Annotated in this window: 15 protein-coding genes and 1 riboswitch; of the genes, 3 read left to right on the top strand and 12 right to left on the bottom strand. The window is 58.3% G+C overall.

The features are described from left to right. Positions 1-120: 120 nt before the first annotated feature. A complete protein-coding gene (gene djlA, locus AC0T7J_RS18490) occupies positions 121-930 on the top strand; it encodes a co-chaperone DjlA (RefSeq protein ID WP_425015106.1) in 810 nt (269 codons plus the stop codon). A gap of 63 nt (positions 931-993) precedes the next feature. On the opposite strand, the gene rluA is transcribed toward djlA, so the two are convergent. The 3 genes from rluA to polB all read right to left on the bottom strand — a co-directional run bounded on the left by rluA (position 994) and on the right by polB (position 7,105). Further along, positions 994-1,647: a bifunctional tRNA pseudouridine(32) synthase/23S rRNA pseudouridine(746) synthase RluA gene (rluA, locus tag AC0T7J_RS18485; RefSeq protein WP_010253813.1), complete on the bottom strand. Its 654-nt coding sequence runs from the start codon at positions 1,645-1,647 to the stop codon at positions 994-996. 39 nt (positions 1,648-1,686) lie between these two features. Next, complete coding sequence (gene rapA / locus AC0T7J_RS18480; RefSeq protein WP_473795699.1) at positions 1,687-4,593, bottom strand: RNA polymerase-associated protein RapA; 2,907 nt, start codon at positions 4,591-4,593, stop codon at positions 1,687-1,689. Between the two features lie 151 nt (positions 4,594-4,744). After that, the gene (gene polB / locus AC0T7J_RS18475; RefSeq protein WP_473795763.1) at positions 4,745-7,105 is read right to left on the bottom strand and encodes a DNA polymerase II; all 2,361 of its coding nucleotides are present in this window, start codon (positions 7,103-7,105) and stop codon (positions 4,745-4,747) included. 168 nt (positions 7,106-7,273) lie between these two features. Between polB and AC0T7J_RS18470 the strand changes: the two genes are divergently transcribed. Beyond that, the gene (locus AC0T7J_RS18470; protein ID WP_010253821.1) at positions 7,274-8,038 is read left to right on the top strand and encodes a DedA family protein; all 765 of its coding nucleotides are present in this window, start codon (positions 7,274-7,276) and stop codon (positions 8,036-8,038) included. Positions 8,039-8,043: 5 nt separating this feature from the next. Here the strand turns inward: AC0T7J_RS18470 and thiQ are convergent, their stop codons facing one another. From thiQ to sgrR, 4 genes are all read right to left on the bottom strand, one after another. Next, positions 8,044-8,745, bottom strand: coding sequence for a thiamine ABC transporter ATP-binding protein ThiQ (gene thiQ / locus AC0T7J_RS18465; protein WP_473795698.1), 702 nt, complete (start codon positions 8,743-8,745; stop codon positions 8,044-8,046). Beyond that, a complete protein-coding gene (gene thiP / locus AC0T7J_RS18460; protein WP_473795697.1) occupies positions 8,729-10,339 on the bottom strand; it encodes a thiamine/thiamine pyrophosphate ABC transporter permease ThiP in 1,611 nt (536 codons plus the stop codon). The genes thiQ and thiP overlap by 17 nt, the downstream gene beginning before the upstream one ends. Then, entirely contained in the window at positions 10,315-11,301 is a 987-nt protein-coding gene (gene thiB / locus AC0T7J_RS18455; RefSeq protein WP_473795696.1) for a thiamine ABC transporter substrate binding subunit, read from the bottom strand. Before thiB ends, thiP begins: the two co-directional genes overlap by 25 nt. Positions 11,302-11,347: 46 nt before the next feature. Further along, a riboswitch (TPP riboswitch) is annotated at positions 11,348-11,450 on the bottom strand. A gap of 35 nt (positions 11,451-11,485) precedes the next feature. After that, positions 11,486-13,147: an HTH-type transcriptional regulator SgrR gene (gene sgrR, locus AC0T7J_RS18450; protein WP_473795695.1), complete on the bottom strand. Its 1,662-nt coding sequence runs from the start codon at positions 13,145-13,147 to the stop codon at positions 11,486-11,488. A 253-nt stretch (positions 13,148-13,400) separates the two neighbouring features. Here sgrR and AC0T7J_RS18445 point away from each other — a divergent pair, with 253 nt between their 5' ends. Continuing rightward, positions 13,401-14,579 carry an MFS transporter gene (locus AC0T7J_RS18445; RefSeq protein WP_473795694.1) on the top strand — a complete coding sequence of 393 codons (1,179 nt, stop codon included), beginning with the start codon at positions 13,401-13,403 and terminating at the stop codon, positions 14,577-14,579. A gap of 272 nt (positions 14,580-14,851) precedes the next feature. Here AC0T7J_RS18445 and leuD read toward each other — a convergent pair whose 3' ends face one another. The 5 genes from leuD to leuL form a co-directional block, all read right to left on the bottom strand. Next, positions 14,852-15,457 carry a 3-isopropylmalate dehydratase small subunit gene (gene leuD, locus AC0T7J_RS18440; protein ID WP_010253835.1) on the bottom strand — a complete coding sequence of 202 codons (606 nt, stop codon included), beginning with the start codon at positions 15,455-15,457 and terminating at the stop codon, positions 14,852-14,854. A 3-nt stretch (positions 15,458-15,460) separates the two neighbouring features. Then, the gene (leuC, locus tag AC0T7J_RS18435; RefSeq protein WP_010671818.1) at positions 15,461-16,867 is read right to left on the bottom strand and encodes a 3-isopropylmalate dehydratase large subunit; all 1,407 of its coding nucleotides are present in this window, start codon (positions 16,865-16,867) and stop codon (positions 15,461-15,463) included. A 4-nt stretch (positions 16,868-16,871) separates the two neighbouring features. Beyond that, complete coding sequence (leuB, locus tag AC0T7J_RS18430; protein ID WP_022625403.1) at positions 16,872-17,963, bottom strand: 3-isopropylmalate dehydrogenase; 1,092 nt, start codon at positions 17,961-17,963, stop codon at positions 16,872-16,874. Positions 17,964-17,965: 2 nt separating this feature from the next. Beyond that, a complete protein-coding gene (leuA, locus tag AC0T7J_RS18425; protein WP_473795693.1) occupies positions 17,966-19,528 on the bottom strand; it encodes a 2-isopropylmalate synthase in 1,563 nt (520 codons plus the stop codon). Between the two features lie 89 nt (positions 19,529-19,617). Further along, the gene (gene leuL, locus AC0T7J_RS18420) at positions 19,618-19,701 is read right to left on the bottom strand and encodes a leu operon leader peptide (protein WP_099257765.1); all 84 of its coding nucleotides are present in this window, start codon (positions 19,699-19,701) and stop codon (positions 19,618-19,620) included. Positions 19,702-19,749: the final 48 nt, after the last annotated feature.

The raw sequence follows: 19,749 nt of genomic DNA, 5'->3' as shown, positions 1-19,749 counted from the left end.
TACTGCCCGGCGTTGCGCCAGTGTTAATCCTGGTCAGTCAGCGTTGCCGTTAGGCGCTGAGATAAATGACAGGTATGATAATGCAATTTTCAGCCGCAAGCATGGCGAATTGAGGAGTTTATGCGCTACTGGGGAAAAGTTGTGGGTCTGGCGGTGGGATTACTTTCCGGCGCAGGCTTTTGGGGTATTGTGATCGGTTTGATCATTGGCCATATGATTGACAAAGTACGCGGCGCGCAAGGCAAGGCCTACTTCTCAAATAATCAGACCCGACAGACGCTGTTTTTCAGCACCACCTTTCAGGTGATGGGCCATCTGACCAAGTCAAAAGGGCGCGTCACGGAAGCGGACATTCAGATTGCGTCGCTGTTAATGGAGCGGATGCAGCTGCACGGTGACTCTCGTACAGCTGCCCAGCGCGCATTCCGCGAAGGCAAGCAGGCGGATTACCCGTTACGCAGCAAACTGCGTGAACTGCGCAGCGCCTGTTTTGGCCGGTTTGATCTGATTCGGATGTTCCTGGAGATCCAGATTCAGGCCGCCTTTGCCGACGGTTCACTGCATCCCAATGAGCGACAGGTGCTCTATGTGATTGCCGAAGAGCTGGGCATTTCACGCGGTCAGTTCGATCAGTTCCTGCGCATGATGGAAGGTGGCCAGCAGTTTGGCGGTGGTCAGCGCCATTCAGGCGGTTTTCAGCAGGCGCAACGCGGGCCAACGCTGGAAGATGCCTGTAGCGTGCTGGGTGTGAAGAGCAGCGATGACGCCACCACCATCAAACGTGCCTACCGCAAACTCATGAGCGAACATCATCCTGACAAGCTGGTAGCGAAAGGGTTACCGCCAGAGATGATGGAGATGGCGAAGCAGAAAGCGCAGGAAATTCAGGCGGCGTACGATCTGATTCGTAAAGAAAAAGGCTTTAAGTAAACACCAGGTTCCGTGGCCTCTTCTGCAACAGGGGAGGCCACGGTGACAGGCGAGCAGTAAACCTTAAAAATCGGCGGGCTGACGAAACGTCATGGCATTACCAAATGCCGGATGGGTAATGGTCAGTGACTCCGCATGCAGCAGCAAACGCGGTGCCATCGCTTTAGCCTCCGGATGCGCATAGAAGTTATCCCCCAGAATCGGATGGCCCAGCGCCAGCATATGCACCCGCAGCTGGTGTGAGCGGCCGGTAATCGGTTTCAGCGAAACACGCGCACTGTTATCCGCACGATATTCCAGCACCTGATATTCCGTCTGCGCGGCTTTGCCGGTCTCGAAGCAGACCATCTGCTTCGGACGATTTGGCCAGTCGCAAATCAGCGGCAGGTCAACCAATCCCTCTTCCTTCGCCGGATGACCCCAGATGCAGGCCACGTAAGTCTTGGAAGGCTCCCGCTCACGGAACTGTCGTTTCAGCTCGCGTTCCGCCGCTTTGGTCAGCGCCACGACCATCACGCCGCTGGTCGCCATATCCAGTCGGTGGACAGATTCGGCCTGCGGGAAATCACGCTGAACCCGCGTCATCACGCTATCTTTATGTTCGTCCAGCCGACCGGGTACCGAGAGCAGACCGCTGGGTTTGTTCACCACCATGATGTGCGCATCCTGATAAAGGATGTGCAGCCAGGGTTCACGCGGTGGATTGTAAGGTTCCATGGGGCTTTCCAAAAATAAGGGGCCATGCGGCCCCTGAGCTTACTGGTGTGTCACCACAATCAGGCGCAGCGCGTCGAGACGCCAGTTGGCCTGATCGAGACTTTCCAGCACCTGTTCACGGTTGCTTTCCAGCGCCTCGACTTCATCGTCACGGATGTTCGGGTTCACCGCCTTCAGCGCGTTCAGACGAGAGAGTTCTGCGCCCAGCTTCTCGTTCGCTTCGGCACGCGCAGCATCAATCACCGCACGCGCTTCGCTGACCACGCTCTCTTCGCCCTGGGTCAGAATCGCATGCACATCCTGCTGCACCGCATTCACCAGTTTACTGGCGGTATGACGGTTAACCGCATTCAGCTGACGGTTAAAGCTTTCGAACTCCACTTTGCCCGCCAGGTTAGTGCCTTTGGTATCCATCAGCAGACGGATTGGCGTCGGCGGCAGGAAGCGGGTCAGTTGCAGATGCTTCGGTGCCTGCGCTTCAACCACATAGATCAGCTCGACCAGCAGCGTTCCCACCGGCAGCGCCTTGTTCTTCAGCAGTGACAGTGCGTTGCTGCCGGTATCGCCCGACAAAATCAGATCCAGACCGTTACGAATCAGCGGGTGTTCCCAGGTAATGAACTGGGTATCTTCGCGTGACAGCGCCTGATTGCGATTAAAGGTGATGGTGCAGCCATCTTCCGGCAGGCCAGGGAAATCGGGCACCAGCATGTGGTCGGAAGGGGTCAGCACAATCAGGTTATCGCTGCGATCTTCCTGATTGATACCGACGATATCGAACAGGTTGAGTGCGAAGTTCACCAGACCGGTGTCGTTATCCTGCTCGCTGATGGCATTAGCCAGCCGCTGAGCCGATTCACCGCCGTTGGAGTTCAGCTCCAGCAGGCGATCGCGACCCTGTTCCAGCTGCAGTTTCAGCGCGTCATGCTGTTTACGGCAGTCGGTGATAAACGCATCAAAACCTTCGCTGTTTTCCGGCGCGGCCAGATAGCCGATCAGCTGTGAATGGACGCTGTCATAGATTGTCCGGCCGGTCGGGCAGGTGTGTTCAAACGCGTCCAGCCCTTCGTGATACCAGCGCAGCAATACCGCCTGTGCGGTCTGCTCCAGCCAAGGCACCAGAATCTGAATGTCGTGCGCCTGGCCGATACGATCCAGACGACCGATGCGCTGCTCCAGCAGGTCCGGGTTAAACGGCAGGTCGAACATCACCAGACGGCTGGCAAACTGGAAGTTACGGCCTTCAGAACCGATCTCGGAGCACAACAGCACCTGCGCGCCATTCTCTTCTGAAGCGAACCAGGCGGCAGCACGGTCACGTTCAATGATCGACAGACCCTCGTGGAACACCGCTGCACGGATACCTTCACGCTCGCGCAGTACCTGCTCCAGCTGCAGCGCGGTGGCTGCTTTGGCGCAGATCACCAGCACTTTCTCTTTACGGTTGGTGGTGAGATAGCCCATCAGCCATTCCACGCGCGGATCGAAGTTCCACCAGGTGCCGCTGTCGCCTTCAAATTCCTGATAAATCTGCTCCGGATAGAGCAGGTCACGCGCCCGCTCTTCTGCACTTTTGCGCGCGCCCATAATGCCGGAGACTTTAATCGCCGTCTGATACTGCGCAGGCAGCGGCAGGCGGATCTGGTGCAGTTCGCGTTTCGGGAAGCCTTTTACCCCATTACGGGTGTTACGGAACAGCACGCGGCTGGTGCCGTGGCGATCCATCAGCATAGAGATCAGCTCCTGACGCGCCTCCAGCTTGCCGTCACGGTCGCTGTTGGCGACCTGCAGCAGCGGTTCAATGTCCTGCTCGCCGACCAGATCGTTGATTCGGTTCATCTCCTCCTGGGAGATCGCTTTATCCGCCAGCAGCGCCGTGACCGCATCGGCAATCGGACGGAAATGCTGCTGCTCTTCAACAAAGGCGGCAAAGTCATGGAAACGATTAGGGTCGAGCAGGCGCAGACGGGCGAAGTGACTCTCCATGCCCAGCTGCTCCGGCGTTGCGGTCAGCAGCAGAACCCCGGCGGTTTTCTCAGCCAGCTGTTCGATAACCTGATATTCACGGCTGGGCTCGCCTTCTGACCAGGCCAGATGGTGCGCTTCGTCGACCACCAGCAGATCCCATTCGGCATCGGCCAGCATCTCAAGACGCTGCTTGTTACGGCGCACGAAGTCCAGTGAGCAGATAATCAGCTGCTCTGTTTCAAATGGGTTATCGCTGTCGTGCTGCGCTTCGGTATAGCGGTCGTCATCAAACAGCGCAAAGCGCAGGTTGAAGCGGCGCAGCATCTCGACCAGCCACTGGTGCTGTAAAGTTTCAGGCACCACAATCAGGACGCGATCGGCACGGCCAGCCAGCAACTGCTGCTGGATGATCATCCCGGCTTCAATAGTTTTACCCAGGCCAACTTCATCGGCCAGCAGGACGCGCGGCGCATGGCGGCGGCCGACATCGTGGGCGATATGCAGCTGGTGAGGGATCAGGTTGGTGCGCATGCCGCGTAAGCCACTGATTGGCAGACGATATTGCTCACTCTGGTATTTACGGGCGCGGAAGCGCAGGGCAAAACGATCCATCCGGTCGAGCTGGCCGGCAAACAGGCGATCCTGCGGCTTACTGAACACCAGCTTGCTGTCGAGCATGACTTCGCGCAGCATCACTTCGCTCTCTTCGGTATCCAGACGGGTACCGATATAGGTCATCAGGTCATTTTCGTTGCGTACTTCATCGACGCGCATCTGCCAGCCTTCGTGGCTGGTGATGGTATCACCCGGATTAAAGATGACGCGGGTAACCGGCGAATCGTTGCGGGCGTAGAGGCGGTTTTCCCCCGTGGCCGGGAACAGCAGGGTGATCATGCGGGTATCGATCGCCACCACGGTGCCCAGTCCCAGTTCACTTTCCGTATCACTAATCCAGCGCTGACCTAATGTAAAAACCATATATTTTTTGCTCGAATTTTAACGTTTTTAGAGGTGTTCCCAAAGCTCAGGCAATAGCATTACCGCCAGACAACAAGGCTGGAGCGTACTTAAGAGCGGTGAGTTTCAGGAAGGGCGCTATGGTACTGGATGGCAGGACGTTCGTCACCTGTCAAAAAAGCCCCAGCTGCCCGGTAATAAGTGTAGCAAAGTCCCCTTCGACAAAGGGCAGAATCCCCTCTGCGACCGGCTGAAGTTGCTTCGTCACGTAGTGGTCATAGTCCAGCGGCGTGCTGCGCGCCTCCAGTGGCTCGGGGCCTGCGGTGGCGATGACATAACGGATCCGGCCACCATTCTGGTACTGCAAGGGTCGGTTTAATTTACGATTGTGCTCATCGGCCAGCCTGGCGGCGCGCACGTGCGGGGGCACGTTTCGTTCATATTCTTTCAGCGGACGCCGCAGCCGCTTTTTGTAGATCAGCTGATCGTCGAGTTCACCCGCCAGCAGCTGCGCCACAGTGGTACGGATATAATCCTGCCACGGCTGACGGTGGAAGATACGGTGGTAGAGCTGCTGCTGGAACGCTTTTGCCAGCGGCGTCCAGTCTGTTCGTACCGACTCCAGTCCCTTAAAGACCATGCGCTCACCGGCGGCGTCACGAATCAGTCCGGCGTAGCGTTTCTTGCTGCCCTGTTCCGCACCGCGAATAGTGGGCATCAGAAAACGGCAGAAGTGGTTTTCATACTCCAGTTCCAGCGTGCTGGTCAGCCCCTGCGTCTGCTGCAGATGGTCGCGCCACCAGGCGTTCACTTTCTGCACCAGCTGCTGACCAATCGCGGCGGCATCTTCTTCACTGTGCGCCGACTTCAGCCAGACAAAGGTGGAGTCGGTGTCGCCATAGATGACGTCGTAGCCTTCCGCCTCAATCAGCGTGCGGGTCTGCTGCATGATGGCGTGACCGCGCAGCGTAATAGAGGAGGCGAGCCGCGGATCAAAAAAACGGCAGGCGCTGGTGCCCAGCACGCCATAAAAGGCGTTCATGATGATTTTCAGCGCCTGTGACAGTGGCTGATTATTCTGCTTTTTCGCCGCTTCGCGACCCAGCCAGATCTGTTCAACAATCGCAGGCAGGCAGTGGGTATGCCGCGAAAAACGCGCTTCACGGAAACCCTCAATCGAATCGGCATCATCAGGGTGGGCCAGCCCTTCCACCAGACCCACCGGGTCGATCAGGAAGGTGCGGATAATCGACGGGTAGAGGCTTTTGTAATCCAGCACCAGCACTGAGTCATACAGGCCGGGGCGCGAATCCATCACATAACCGCCAGGACTGGCTTCCGGGGCTACATCACCCATGTTCGGGGCGACAAACCCGGCGCGATGCATCCGCGGAATATAGAGATGACCAAAGGCCGCTACCGAACCGCCGTGGCGATCCACCGCCAGTCCATTGACCGCCGCGCGCTCCAGCAGAAACGGCATGATCGCCGTTTTGTGAAAAATGCGCGTCACCAGTTCGCAGTCTTTCAGGTTGTAGCGCGCCAGCGCCGGTTTATCGTTGGCAAAGCGCCAGTTGATCTCCTCCATACGCTGCCAGGGATTATCAATCGCTTTTCCTTCTCCCAGCAGTTGCTGCGACACCGACTCCAGGCTGAATGAGGGAAAATCCCAGAACGCCGATTTCAGCGCGTCGATGCCATCGATAATCAACCGGCCACTGGCCTGAGCGAAAAATACGCCGGGTTTGAAGCCATGTTCACGCCACTCCAGCGCGGCCTGCTGGCGTCCCAGGCGCAGCGGAATGCCGTAACGATCGGCATGCTTTTGCAGCACCCGCAGGTCAAACTGCACGACGTTCCAGCCAATTAAGACATCCGGATCATGATCTGCAAACCACTGGTTCAGTGCTTCCAGTAACTGCGGCCGGCTGTCGAGATAGATCAGCTCGAAATCCAGCGTGCTGGCATCACCGTTGGCCGGGCCGAGCATAAAGACCTGGCGCTGACCGCAGCCCTCCAGCCCGATGCAGTAAAGCTCGCCATGCTGCGTGGTTTCAATGTCCAGCGAGACCCATTTCAGCGGCGGGCGATAGTCGGGATGGGGTTTGAGCCGCGCATTGACCACGCTGTCACCGCGCTGCTCGCCGTCAAACCAGACCGGCGCGGTAATAAAACGCTCCATCAGGTAGCGCTCCGGCGGACGGATATCGGCTTCATAGACCGGAATACCCTCTTCGCGCAGGCGTTTTTCAATGCGCTGTAGCTGGCGGTTCTGCTGGCAGTAGAGGCCAAAAACGGGGCGACGCCGAAAATCTTTCAGCGCCAGCGACTGAATCCGAAACTGACGTTCATCTTTCAGTAATTCGCTGACCTGCGCCTGAAATTCCTCAGGTATAAACGCGACGGACTCCTGCACCGGCAGCACCACGCGCTGCGCGCCCGCATCGGTCGCGAGCCAGAGGATAATTTCGGTGCCATGCGGGCTGTCGCGCCAGTGGCGGGTGAGCAGAAAACCTGCGCGGGGCATATTCAGATGTTCTCCGGACTCAGCATTTCAGGATGAGAAAACCGCTTCAGTATAACATGGATATTTATACAGTTCCCGCCACCCGGTTTTGTCAACATTGTCCTACAATTCTTGCCTTGACGCTGTGTGGCTGGCTCTGGACAATCCAGCCTTCTGCTTTTACTTAGGATGATTATGGAAGCCTGGATTCAACAACTGATTACGCAGTCCCTGGAGTGGGCGCTGTTTGCCGTTGCGCTGGTGACGTTTCTGGAGTCGCTGGCGCTGGTCGGGCTGTTGCTGCCAGGTACGGTGATGATGGCCAGTCTGGGCGCGCTGGTCGGCAGTGGCGAGCTTGGCCTTTACCCGGCCTGGGCGGCGGGCTTTGCGGGCTGCCTGATTGGTGACTGGGTTTCCTACGGCATCGGCTGGAAATTTCAGGGGCCGCTGCATCGCTGGAAGTATCTGCAAAAGTATAAAGGCCTGCTGGATAAAACCGAGCACGCCCTGCATCAGCACAGCATGTTTACGATTCTGGTCGGACGCTTTGTTGGCCCCACGCGTCCGCTGATCCCGCTGGCGGCCGGTATGCTGGAGCTGCCGGTACGTAAATTCCTGCCGCCGAACATTATCGGCTGCATTCTCTGGCCGCCGCTCTATCTGCTGCCCGGTATTCTGGCGGGTGTGGCGATCGATGTGCCAAAAGCCGCGCAGGGCGGCAGCTTTAAATGGCTGTTACTCGGCGCAGCACTGCTGATCTGGCTGGGTGTCTGGTTATGCTGGCGCTGGTGGCGCAGCGGCAAGAGTCGCGACTGGGCATCGGCCTGGCTGCCGCCTGAGCGCCTGCGCTGGGCAGGGCCGCTGGGGCTGGTGATTGCCGTCGCGGCTTTCGTCGGTATTCAGTTCCATCCGATGATGCCCATTTTCCGTCATCTGCTGTGGCAGGTTTTCTTCGCCTGAACCGCTTAACGACGCGGGATGCCGAGCACGTCGGCCTCCCGCGTGTCGCCCGACAGTAACTGTCGGGTCTCGCCATCCCAGTAAACCCGGCCATCCACAATCACCACGCTGCGCGGCGCAATCTGCTGGGCATCTTCCAGACTGTGCGACACCATCAGCAGCGTGATGCTGCGCGCTTCACACACCGAACGCACCAGTTGCAGCATCTCGCCGCGCAGCGCGGGATCCAGCGCAGAAAAAGGCTCATCCAGCAGCAGCACCGGACGGTCACGTAGCAGACAGCGTGCCAGCGCCACGCGCTGTCGCTGTCCACCCGACAGCTCGCCCGGCAGGCGCGTCAGCAGATCGCCTAATCCCACCTGATCGGCCAGCGCAGCAAGCTGCTGGCGCTGCCCGGCGCTCAGCTTCAGTCCGGGGTGCAATCCCAGCGCCATGTTCTGCTGCACGCTGAGGTGCGGAAACAGGTTGTTCTCCTGAAACAGCATCGACACGGGCCGTCTGGCCGGCACGCTGTGGGTGTGTTCCTGTCCGTCAATCATCAGAGTGCCCTGTTTCACCGGCAGGAAACCGGCAATCAGGCTCAGCAGAGTGCTTTTACCGGCCCCGCTGGGGCCGAGGATCGCGATGCGCTCGCCGCGGATGGCGTTGAGACTAAAGCGCATCGGCAGATGCTGATAAAGGTACGTGAGGTTATTCAGTGTCAGCATGGCGGCCTGGTAATTTTTCCATCAGGGTGAACAGCAACAAACAGAGCAGTAGCAGCAGCAGCGCGGTCACTGCACCGTCAGCACCGCGATAGGCACCGATCTGTTGATAGAGGTAGAACGGCAGGGTGCGGAAATCGGCAGTGCCAAACAGCGCCACCACGCCAAAATCACCGATCGACAGCACGCAGGCAAAGGCCAGCGCCTGGGCCAGCGGACGTTTCAGCGCCCGCAGTTCAATCAGCCGCAGCCGGTTCCAGCCGTGGATATTCAGCGACTCACAGAGTCTGCCGTAACGCTCCGCGACGTCACGCATCGGGTTCTCCAGCACTTTCAGCGCATAGGGAATGGCGATCAGCGCATTGGTGAAGATCACCAGACCGTCCGCCGACGCCGGCAGGCCAATGGTGGCGTTAAACAACAGGAAAAAGCCGGTGGCGAGCACGATGCCTGGCATCGCCAGAATCAGCATGCCGCTGGTGTCGATAAGGGTTGCCGCCGCCGGGCGCTGACGCAGGCGCAGCTCGCGACTGCTCCACAGCAGCATCATGGTCAGCACCACACAGAGCAGACCGGCGCCGGTGGCGATGCGCAGTGAGGTAAACGTCGCCTGCCAGAGTGCAGGCTGCACCAGCGCGCCGCGCAGTCCGCCGTGCAGACCATCGATGATGACCGCCGCCAGCGGGGGCAGCAGCAGGATCAGCGCCAGCAGGATCAGCAGCGCATCAACCAGTTGCGCCGCGCGCGAATCCTGCGGATCGCGCCAGCCGTTCAGCTGGCTGGCTCCGGCGGGAATCGCCTTGCTGAAGCGCTGGCTGAGCAGCACCAGCGTCACGCAGCAGCCAAGCTGGATCAGCGCCAGCAGTGCCGCGCGTCCCGGATCGTAGTCATAACTCAGCGCCTGGAAAATCGCCAGCTCGATAGTTGTCGCCTGCGGGCCGCCGCCCAGCGAGAGCACGGTAGCAAAGCTGGCGAAACAGAGCATGAAGATCAGCGCGCCGGTCGGCAGCAGCTGACGTCGCAGCCATGGCCACTCCAGCAGACGAAAATGGTGCCAGCCGCGCAGGCCGAGCTGTGCCGCCAGCTGACGCTGTTCCGCCGGAATGCTCTCCAGCGCCTGCAGCATCAGGCGGGTCGCCAGCGGCAGGTTAAAGAAGACGTGCGCCAGCAAAATGCCCGACAGGCCGTAGGGAGAGAAGTGGTAATCAATCCCTGCCAGCTGGCACAGCTGCGCCAGCCAGCCGACACGACCATAGACGGTGAGCAGACCAAATACCGCCACCAGCACCGGCAGCACCAGGGTCATGGCGCACAGACGCAGCAGCAGCTGTCGGCCAGGGAAACGGCGTCGATAGAGGGCGCGCGCCAGCGGCACCGCTGGCACCAGCGACAACAGCGCGGAGAGCAGCGCCTGACCAAAAGAGAAGGCGATAACGTGATGCAGGTAATCATCCTGCAGCACACCGCGCCAGTCATTCTCTGGCGCGGCGCTCCAGAGTGCACCGAAGGCCAGCAGCGCCACGCTGGTTAACAGCAGCGTGGCGAGGGAACCGGGAATCAGCCAGCGCGGCATCAGCGGCTGACAGCGCGTTGCCACTGGCTAATCCAGCCCGAACGCTGGCTGGCAACCTCTTCCGGCGAGAACTGCAGAGCAGTTGAAGGCACGCTGAGCGCTGCGAAACCGGCAGGCAGCGGCGTGTCGATCACCGGGTACATCCAGTTACCGGTCGGGATAGTGCGCTGGAAGTCGGAGGACACCATAAACTTCATGAACTGCTGTGCCAGCGCCGGCTGTTTGCTGCTGGCTAACTGCGCGGCAACTTCAACCTGCAGATAGTGGCCCTCTGCAAACGGCGCGGCGGCATAGTTCTCTTTTTTCTCTTCGATGATGTGGTAAGCCGGTGAAGTGGTGTAGCTCAGCACCAGATCGCCTTCGCCCTTGAGGAACAGGCCATAGGCTTCACTCCAGCCTTTGGTCACCGTCACGGTTTTCTGCGCCAGCTTTTGCCACGCCTGCGGTGCCTGATCGCCATAGACTTTCTGCATCCACAACAGCAGGCCTAAGCCGGGAGTGCTGGTACGGGGATCTTCGTAGATCACCCGCCACTTCTCCGGGCTGTCGACCAGCTCTTTCAGGCTTTTTGGCGGATTCTTCAGCCGGGTTTTGTCATAGACAAACGCGAAGTAGCCATAATCAAACGGCACGAATGTGGTGTTGTGCCAGCCGCCGGGCAGTTTTAATGTCGAGGTATCGACCTGACTTTCGGCAAACAGACCGGTTTTCTGCGCCGCCTGTACCAGATTGTTATCCAGCCCCAGAACCAGATCGGCTTTGCTGTTTTTCCCTTCCATGCGCACGCGGTTCAGCAGCGACACGCCATCTTCCAGCGTGACGAATTTCAGCTCGCAGTTGCACTGCGCCTCGAAGGCTTTTTTAACCGCCGGGCCAGGGCCCCAGTCAGCGGAGAAGGAGTCGTAGGTGTAGACCGTGAGAACCGGCTTAGCCGCCAGAACGGGGGCGGAGAGTAACAGCAGCACTGGCAGAACTTTGTTTAACACTTTGCGCTCCTTCAGGAGAATAGGGGATGAGTCGCAAAGGATCTGAGCACACAGGCCTCCCAAATCCCTACGTCGGTATTAACCGAATCAGGTTCGACGGGTATCTCTCAGCTGCTTGCTGGTGGCAGGCGGCACCCCGTTGAGAACGTCACATTCTAGTCATTTCAGCGCCGGGGCGAAAGCCTCACAGCGCGGGTGGCGCGAACCAGGCGGATTTAAAATCAAACCAGCCCAGCGTATTCATCCGAACGCCGCGCATGCTGCGCTGACCTTCAAGCAGCAGCCAGTGGTGAAACAGCGGATGCAGACCGGCTTCTTCGACCAGCTGTTTGCTCCATTCGGCCAGCGGCAGCGTTTTCTCGCGCCAGCGGGCCGCATCGCTGTGCCAGTCGATCGGCAGACAGTGATGCAGCAACGGGATCTCATAAAGCTGCGCGAACAGAGAGTAATTCAGCGGCAGAGTAAAGTTCACGCTGCCCAGCCAGATGTCACTTTCCGCTTCGCCCTGATACCAGCTTTCGTAGCTGATTTCGCGGGTCTCCAGCGTGACGCCATATTCTGCCAGCAGCGGACGCAGCGCGTTAGCGATGCCTTCATGCTCCACGTGCTGGCTGTACCAGGTCAGCGTCAGGTGGGTTAAGCCGGGCGGTTTTTCCACTGGCGTCAGGTCGCGCCGGTGATGCCAGCGCGGCAGCAGGCCATACGCCGGAAACCAGTAGCGCTGGTAGCCAACACCGGCGTGATTGAGCAGGGCGATAGGATTAAACAGGTAACTGACCCAGCGCCGGACCGCCTCGTTGCGTCCCTGTTCTGAACGCTGGTCGAACAGCAGATAGTAGCAGCCCTCTTCAAGACGGCTCTCCTCCTGAATTTCATCGGCTCCGTCGCCCTGCAGACGGACACCGGCATAGACCAGCTCATCGCTGATGTCGGGCAGTACCCAGATAGAGACATCATCAATCAGGGCGCGAAAACCAAAGTAGTCATCAAACGCTTCGATCTTTAGCTGGCTCTCCTGATTGCGGATCACCCGGTAAGGACCGGTGCCTACCGGCTGGCGGGCAAAATCGTGCAGCGTCGGCCATTCGCGCGGCAGGATCATCGCACTGACGCTGCCTAACAGCCAGGGCAACCCTTCGTCGGGCTGGCTTAAGCGGATATCCAGCGTCCAGGGCGCGGGCGAGTCGATCTGCTCGATATGGGAAAAAAGCGGGTGGGGGCGCTGACGCTCCAGCGTGGCCAGCACATCCTCCATCTCCAGTTCTCTGCCGTGATGAAAGCGAATCGCCGGACGCAGAAAGAAGCGCCAGTGAAGCGGGGAAGTCTGCTGCCAGTGGTGCGCAATATCGGGCTCGATTTCCCCGTTTTCCTCATTTATCCGCGTCAGGCCGTTGAAAATCTGTCGCGCAATGTGGGTTTCAGAGCGCCGCAGTGGCGAGCCGGGCAGCAGGTTGAGCAGCGGACGATAGTAAAGGACACGCAGGATATGCTTGCCCTGGCGGAAACTGCGCCCCAGGTGCGCGCCGATCATCTGCCGCACCTGATTTTTATCCCCTACCAGCTGGACCAGCTGATCGATGCGATCCTGCTCCAGCAAATCCTCGGCACGCTGCTGCTGCAGGGCCAGTCCGGTATAGCAGAAGGTAAGCTGCGAGCGCTTGCCGCGTCCGGCTTCCGCCTGCCAGATCAGCCAGCCCGCGGCCTGCATCCGGTTGAGCAGATTGCGCATATGGCGGCGCGAGCAGTGCAGCAGGTCAGCCAGTTCGCTAAGGGTAATCTCCTGCGTTTGCCCCTGACAGCTCTGCCACAGGCGAATGAACTGCTGCTTCAGACGTGATGAGGACATAAAAGAGGAACTCCCGGTGAAAAGCGCTCTGTTTTTCTTGCCCTATTTTAAGAGCAAACTTTGCGTTATGGGAAGAGCGGGAGGCATTCAGCACTGAATGGCGTTCGACCCTGGCTTCGCTGTTCAGCGGAGTGCTTTTCTGAGTAGGGTGCATTTACACCGCCAGCAGATGATCTCTGCTGGCTTTTTTCATGTTGCGCGGTATCGTCTACCCTTCATTTTCCCCTCTGTTTGTTCTGTAAGGGATTTCGGTATGAAATCGCTGTTAACGCGGCAGCGCCGCATCAATCCGGTCTACCTCGCATTTATGGTCGCCTCGTTCATGCTGGGCATCGCGGGCGCGCTGCAGGCGCCGACGCTCAGCCTGTTTTTGACGCGCGAGGTGCAGGCGCGGCCGTTCTGGGTCGGACTGTTTTTCACCATCAATGCAGTGGCCGGTATCGTGGTGAGCATGCTGGTGGCAAAGCGCTCTGACAGCGTCGGCGATCGTCGTCATATCATTCTCTTCTGCTGTCTGATGGCGCTGGTCAATGCGCTGCTGTTTGCCTTTACCCGCCACTATCTGACCTTGCTGACGCTGGGCGTGCTGCTGTCGGCGCTGGCCAGCGTCTCGATGCCTCAGCTGTTTGCGCTGGCGCGGGAATATGCCGATCAGTCGGCGCGTGAAGCGGTGATGTTCAGTTCGGTGATGCGCGCGCAGCTGTCGCTGGCGTGGGTGATTGGGCCGCCGCTCTCCTTCGCGCTGGCGCTGAACTATGGCTTTGTCACTCTGTTTATGGTGGCTGCCGCGCTGTTTCTGAGCTGTATCCTGCTGGTCTGGTTCACCGTGCCGTCGGTGCCACGCTCGCAGCCCCTGATGCAAAGCGGCGGGCTGCCGTTAAGTGGCTGGCGCGATCGCGATGTGCGTTTGCTGTTCCTCGCCTCAGTCGCGATGTGGACCTGCAACACTATGTATATCATCGATATGCCGCTCTATATCAGCACCACGCTGGGGCTGCCTGAGAAGCTGGCCGGTCTGCTGATGGGAACGGCTGCGGGGCTGGAGATCCCGGTGATGCTGCTGGCCGGACATTACGCGCGCCGCATCGGCAAACGCCGGTTAATGCTGATCGCGGTGGCGGCTGGCGTACTGTTTTATCTGGGGCTGGTGCTGTTCAATTCCCGCACGTCGCTGATGGTGTTGCAGCTGTTTAACGCGGTATTTGTCGGGATTATTGCTGGCATAGGGATGCTATGGTTTCAGGATCTGATGCCGGGACGGCCCGGCGCGGCGACTACCATGTTCACCAACTCGATCTCGACCGGCATGATTCTGGCTGGGGTTATTCAGGGAACGCTCAGTGAGCGGCTGGGACATGAGGCTGTTTACTGGCTGGCATTCGGACTGGCAATCGTGGCGCTGGTGATGTCGGCGCGGGTGCGCGACGTATAAAGAAGAAGGGCGACCCGATGTCGCCCTCAGCGTGCTGACAAACCCAAACCCGAGTGAATCGGACCGCAACTGACAAGCTTTACACGCAGGGAACACGGGCAGAGGAGGAAAGCGTCCCGCGCCAGGGACGGCGCGGGCCGAGCGGCCAGGGATGGTTTAAGCGACTTTCCGATCTGACCGTGTTCCCTCCGCAGGCTCGGTCTTACAGCTGGGCCAGAGCAGACCTTGTCAGTAACATCAGGGCGACCCGATGTCGCCCTGCTTTAACTCAATCAGCGCAGGAAGGCGGGCTGATTCTGCTCATACTGCGAAATCGACGCTTCGTGCTGCAGCGTCAGGCCGATGCTGTCGAGGCCGTTAATCATGCAGTGGCGGCGGAAGCTGTCGAGCTCGAACGAATAGACTTTATCGCCTGCGGTGACCGTCTGCGCTTCCAGGTCTACCGTAAAGCTGATGCCCGGCTGGTCCGCAACCAGTCTGAACAGCTCATCCACTTCCTCTTCGCTTAACTTGACCGGCAGCAGCTGGTTGTTGAAGCTGTTGCCATAAAAGATATCCGCGAAGCTCGGCGCAATCACCACGTGAAAACCAAAATCGGTCAGTGCCCAGGGCGCATGCTCACGTGAAGAGCCGCAGCCAAAGTTTTCACGCGCCAGCAGGATGCTGGTGCCTTTGAACTCAGGCTTGTTCAGCACAAAGCCGGGCGTTGGCACGGTGCCCGCGTCATCTTCAAAGCGCCAGTCGTGGAAAAGATGCTGTCCGAAACCGGTGCGCGTAACCTTCTGCAAAAACTGCTTGGGAATGATCGCGTCCGTATCGACGTTCGCGGCATCCAGCGGCGCAACAATGCCGGTGTGCTGAGTAAATTTGTTCGCCATGACTTAAGCTCCTGTCGTCAGTTCACGGATGTCGGCAAAGTGGCCGGTTACGGCAGCCGCCGCGGCCATCGCCGGGCTGACCAGATGAGTACGTCCACCACGGCCCTGACGGCCTTCAAAGTTACGGTTGCTGGTTGACGCGCAACGCTCACCCGGATTCAGGCGGTCATTGTTCATCGCCAGACACATTGAGCAGCCTGGCAGACGCCATTCAAAGCCCGCTTCCAGGAAGATTTTGTCCAGACCTTCCGCTTCGGCCTGCGCTTTCACCGGGCCGGAACCTGGCACCACCATGGCGACCACGCCAGGTGCGACTTTGCGGCCCTTGGCGATGGCGGCGGCAGCACGCAGATCTTCGATGCGTGAGTTGGTGCAGGAGCCGATAAACACTTTATCAATCGCCACATCGGTCAGTTTGATGCCTGGCTGCAGGTTCATGTAGGCCAGGGCTTTTTCGGCTGAGGCGCGCTCAACCGGATCGGCGAATGAGGCCGGATTCGGGATCACCTGATCAACGGCAATAACCTGACCCGGATTGGTGCCCCAGGTGACCTGCGGTGCAATCTCTTCAGCATGCAGCGTTACCACCGCATCATATTTCGCGCCTTCGTCAGACTTCAGGGTGCGCCAGTAATCAACGGCCTGCTCCCATTTCTCACCCTGCGGCGAGAACTGACGACCTTTCAGATAGTTGAAGGTGGTTTCGTCCGGTGCCACCAGGCCTGCTTTCGCACCCATCTCAATTGCCATGTTGCACAGGGTCATACGACCTTCCATGCTCAGCGCCTGAATGGCCGGGCCGCAGAATTCGACCACATAGCCAGTGCCGCCTGCGCTGCCGGTTTTGCCGATGATCGCCAGCACGATATCTTTTGCTGTAATGCCGGTTGACGCCTGGCCCAGCACCTCAATCTTCATGGTTTTTGCCCGACCCTGTTTCAGGGTCTGCGTCGCAAACACATGTTCAACTTCGGAGGTGCCGATACCAAAGGCCAGCGAGCCAAACGCACCGTGAGTGGCGGTGTGCGAGTCGCCGCACACAATCGTCATGCCCGGCAGCGTCATGCCCTGCTCAGGGCCGATAACGTGGACGATGCCCTGGAACGGATGATTCAGGTCATACAGCTGTACGCCAAACTCAGCGCAGTTCTTCATCAGCTCCTGCATCTGAATACGCGCCATCTCGCCCGACGCATTGATGTCTTTAGTCTGCGTAGAAACGTTGTGATCCATGGTGGCAAAGGTTTTGCCCGGCTGACGGACTTTACGTCCGTGGGCGCGCAGACCATCAAAGGCCTGGGGCGAAGTCACTTCATGGATCAGATGGCGATCAATGTAGAGTAACGGCGTTTCTTCTGGCGTTTCGTGGACGACATGTGCATCAAATAACTTCTGGTATAAGGTTTTCATTTTTTTATTTTTCCTCGGCGATAAAGCGAGCAATGATGCTGCCCATCTCATCTGTGCTGACCGCTGGGCCATCACCGGCTAAATCTTTGGTGCGGTAGCCCTGTTCCAGCGCACGGCTGATGGCGCGTTCAATACTGTCGGCAGCCTCATCGGCATTCAGGCTGTAACGCAGCAGCAGCGACAGCGACAGGATCTGGGCGACCGGGTTGGCAATATTCTGACCGGCGATATCCGGCGCCGAACCACCCGCCGGTTCGAACAGGCCAAAGCCCGCTTCATTCAGGCTGGCAGAGGGCAGCATCCCCATCGAGCCGGTGATCATGGCGCACTCATCAGAGAGAATGTCACCGAACAGGTTGGAGCAGAGCAGCACGTCAAACTGCGACGGGTCTTTGATCAACTGCATGGTGGCGTTGTCGATATAGATGTGGCTCAGCTGCACGTCCGGGTACTCTTTGGCCACTTCGTTGACGATTTCACGCCACATCACCGAGGTCTGCAGCACGTTGGCTTTATCAACCGAGGTGACTTTGTTACGGCGTTTGCGCGCCGATTCAAACGCGATGCGGGCAATACGCTCAATTTCGAAACGGTGATAGACCTCGGTATCAAATGCACGCTCTTCCGGGCCACTGCCTTCACGTCCTTTCGGCTGACCAAAATAGATACCGCCGGTCAGTTCACGTACGCACAGAATGTCAAAGCCTTTGGCAGCAATGTCGGCGCGCAGCGGGCAAAACGCCTCCAGTCCGCTGTAGAGCGCAGCCGGACGCAGGTTACTGAACAGCTTAAAGTGTTTGCGCAGCGGCAGCAGGGCACCGCGTTCCGGCTGTGATGCGGGTGGTAAGTGCTCCCACTTCGGGCCGCCAACGGAACCAAACAGAATCGCGTCGGCCTGTTCACAGCCTGCAACCGTAGCCGGTGGCAGGGGCTCGCCATGCTGATCGATAGCAATACCGCCGACCGCATACTCCTGGGTGGTGATCTGCATATCAAAGCGCTGACGAATGGCATCCAGCACTTTCATAGCCTGCGCCATCACTTCCGGGCCGATACCGTCACCGGGTAAAACTGCGATATGAGATGAGCTGGACATGGTTATACGGTTTCCTTCTGATCTTTAAATTTGCGCTGCAATTCTTGTTCAACCTGACGGGCACGCCAGATATTGTTCAGAGCGTTGACCATCGCTTTGGCGGAGGACTCCACAATATCGGTCGCCAGACCAATGCCGTGGAACTTGCGGCCGTTGTAGCTCACAACGATATCGACCTGACCCAGCGCATTCTCGCCGTGGCCTTTCGCGGTCAGCTTGTAGTTAACCAGCTCAGCGTCGAACTGGGTGATACGGTTAATCGCCTGGTAGACCGCGTCAACCGGGCCATTACCGGTGGCTGCATCCGATTTAGCAACATCGCCGCAGCCCAGATTGACAGAGGCGGTGGCGGTGATGCTGGAACCGGTCTGGACGTTAAATTCGTGCAGCTGGAAATGCTCCGGCTCTTCATTCTGTTTGTTGATGAAGGCCAGCGCTTCCAGGTCGTAATCGAAGACCTGACCTTTTTTGTCGGCCAGTTTCAGGAAGGCGTCATACAGCGTATCCAGATTGTAATCCTGCTCGGCATAGCCCATCTCTTCCATGCGATGTTTTACCGCCGCGCGGCCAGAACGCGAGGTCAGGTTCAGCTGGATTTTGTGTAAGCCGATTGATTCCGGCGTCAGGATTTCATAGTTCTCGCGGTTCTTCAGCACGCCATCCTGATGAATACCCGAGGAGTGAGCGAAGGCGTTGGAGCCGACTACGGCCTTGTTCGCCGGGATCGGCATATTGCAGATCTGGCTGACCATCTGGCTGGTGCGGTAGATTTCCTGATGATTGATCTGGGTATGCACGTTCATGATCTGCTGGCGGGTTTTAATCGCCATGATCACCTCTTCCAGTGCACAGTTACCGGCACGTTCACCCAGGCCATTCATCGTGCCTTCAACCTGACGCGCACCCGCCTGTACGGCAGCCAGGGCGTTGCCCGTTGCCATACCCAGGTCATCGTGGGTATGTACAGAGATAATCGCTTTATCGATGTTGGGAACGCGGTTCATCAGTTCACTGATGATGTGAGCATATTCGCCTGGCAGGGTGTAGCCAACGGTATCCGGGATGTTAATGGTGGTGGCACCGGCGTTAATCGTGGCTTCCACCATCCGGCACAGGTCATCAATCGGGGTACGGCCGCCATCTTCGCAGGAGAATTCAACGTCGCTGGTGTAGTTACGCGCACGCTTCACCATATGCACCGCACGCTCAATCACTTCCGGCAGCGTGCTGCGCAGTTTGGTGGCGATGTGCATTGGCGAGGTGGCGATAAAGGTATGAATACGGAAGGCTTCAGCAACGCGCAGTGATTCATATGCCGCGTCGATATCTTTTTCTACACAGCGCGCCAGACCGCAAACCCGGCTGTTTTTAATGGTGCGTGCAATGGTCTGCACTGACTCAAAGTCGCCCGGTGAGGAGACCGGGAAACCGACTTCCATTACATCCACGCCCATGCGCTCCAGCGCTAAAGCAATCTGCAATTTTTCTTTCACACTCAGGCTGGCCTGTAATGCCTGCTCACCGTCGCGCAGAGTGGTATCGAAAATAATGACTTGCTGGCTCATCGTATTCATCCTTATGCTTTTTCTGGCCTGGCAACGAGCATAAAAAAACCCGCGACAGGCGCGGGTTTTTAACTTTCAGCAGGTTTGAATCAGTGTTTGATTCCGCCCACAAGTCTACCGCGCAAGCTGAGTGCGTTTAGTAGTAGACCGAGAAGGCGAACAGAACGAAACATGGATTCAAACCTTATAAAATGTTGTGCTGTACATATTGGTACTGGAAT

The sequence above is a fragment of the Pantoea sp. E956-1 genome (genome assembly GCF_982223955.1).
The sequence above is the reverse complement of the archived record's forward strand: the minus strand, read 5'-3'. Positions and strand labels throughout refer to the sequence as shown.

What these genes read in the sequence shown, in the direction of transcription:
- leuB (WP_022625403.1), bottom strand. Translation starts at nt 17,963, where the DNA reads ATGTCCAGCTCATCTCATATCGCAGTTTTACCCGGTGACGGTATCGGC.
- rapA (WP_473795699.1), bottom strand. Translation starts at nt 4,593, where the DNA reads ATGGTTTTTACATTAGGTCAGCGCTGGATTAGTGATACGGAAAGTGAA.
- thiQ (WP_473795698.1), bottom strand. Translation starts at nt 8,745, where the DNA reads ATGCTGACACTGAATAACCTCACGTACCTTTATCAGCATCTGCCGATG.
- leuC (WP_010671818.1), bottom strand. Translation starts at nt 16,867, where the DNA reads ATGAAAACCTTATACCAGAAGTTATTTGATGCACATGTCGTCCACGAA.
- sgrR (WP_473795695.1), bottom strand. Translation starts at nt 13,147, where the DNA reads ATGTCCTCATCACGTCTGAAGCAGCAGTTCATTCGCCTGTGGCAGAGC.
- rluA (WP_010253813.1), bottom strand. Translation starts at nt 1,647, where the DNA reads ATGGAACCTTACAATCCACCGCGTGAACCCTGGCTGCACATCCTTTAT.
- djlA (WP_425015106.1), top strand. Translation starts at nt 121, where the DNA reads ATGCGCTACTGGGGAAAAGTTGTGGGTCTGGCGGTGGGATTACTTTCC.
- AC0T7J_RS18470 (WP_010253821.1), top strand. Translation starts at nt 7,274, where the DNA reads ATGGAAGCCTGGATTCAACAACTGATTACGCAGTCCCTGGAGTGGGCG.
- AC0T7J_RS18445 (WP_473795694.1), top strand. Translation starts at nt 13,401, where the DNA reads ATGAAATCGCTGTTAACGCGGCAGCGCCGCATCAATCCGGTCTACCTC.
- leuD (WP_010253835.1), bottom strand. Translation starts at nt 15,457, where the DNA reads ATGGCGAACAAATTTACTCAGCACACCGGCATTGTTGCGCCGCTGGAT.
- leuA (WP_473795693.1), bottom strand. Translation starts at nt 19,528, where the DNA reads ATGAGCCAGCAAGTCATTATTTTCGATACCACTCTGCGCGACGGTGAG.
- leuL (WP_099257765.1), bottom strand. Translation starts at nt 19,701, where the DNA reads ATGTTTCGTTCTGTTCGCCTTCTCGGTCTACTACTAAACGCACTCAGC.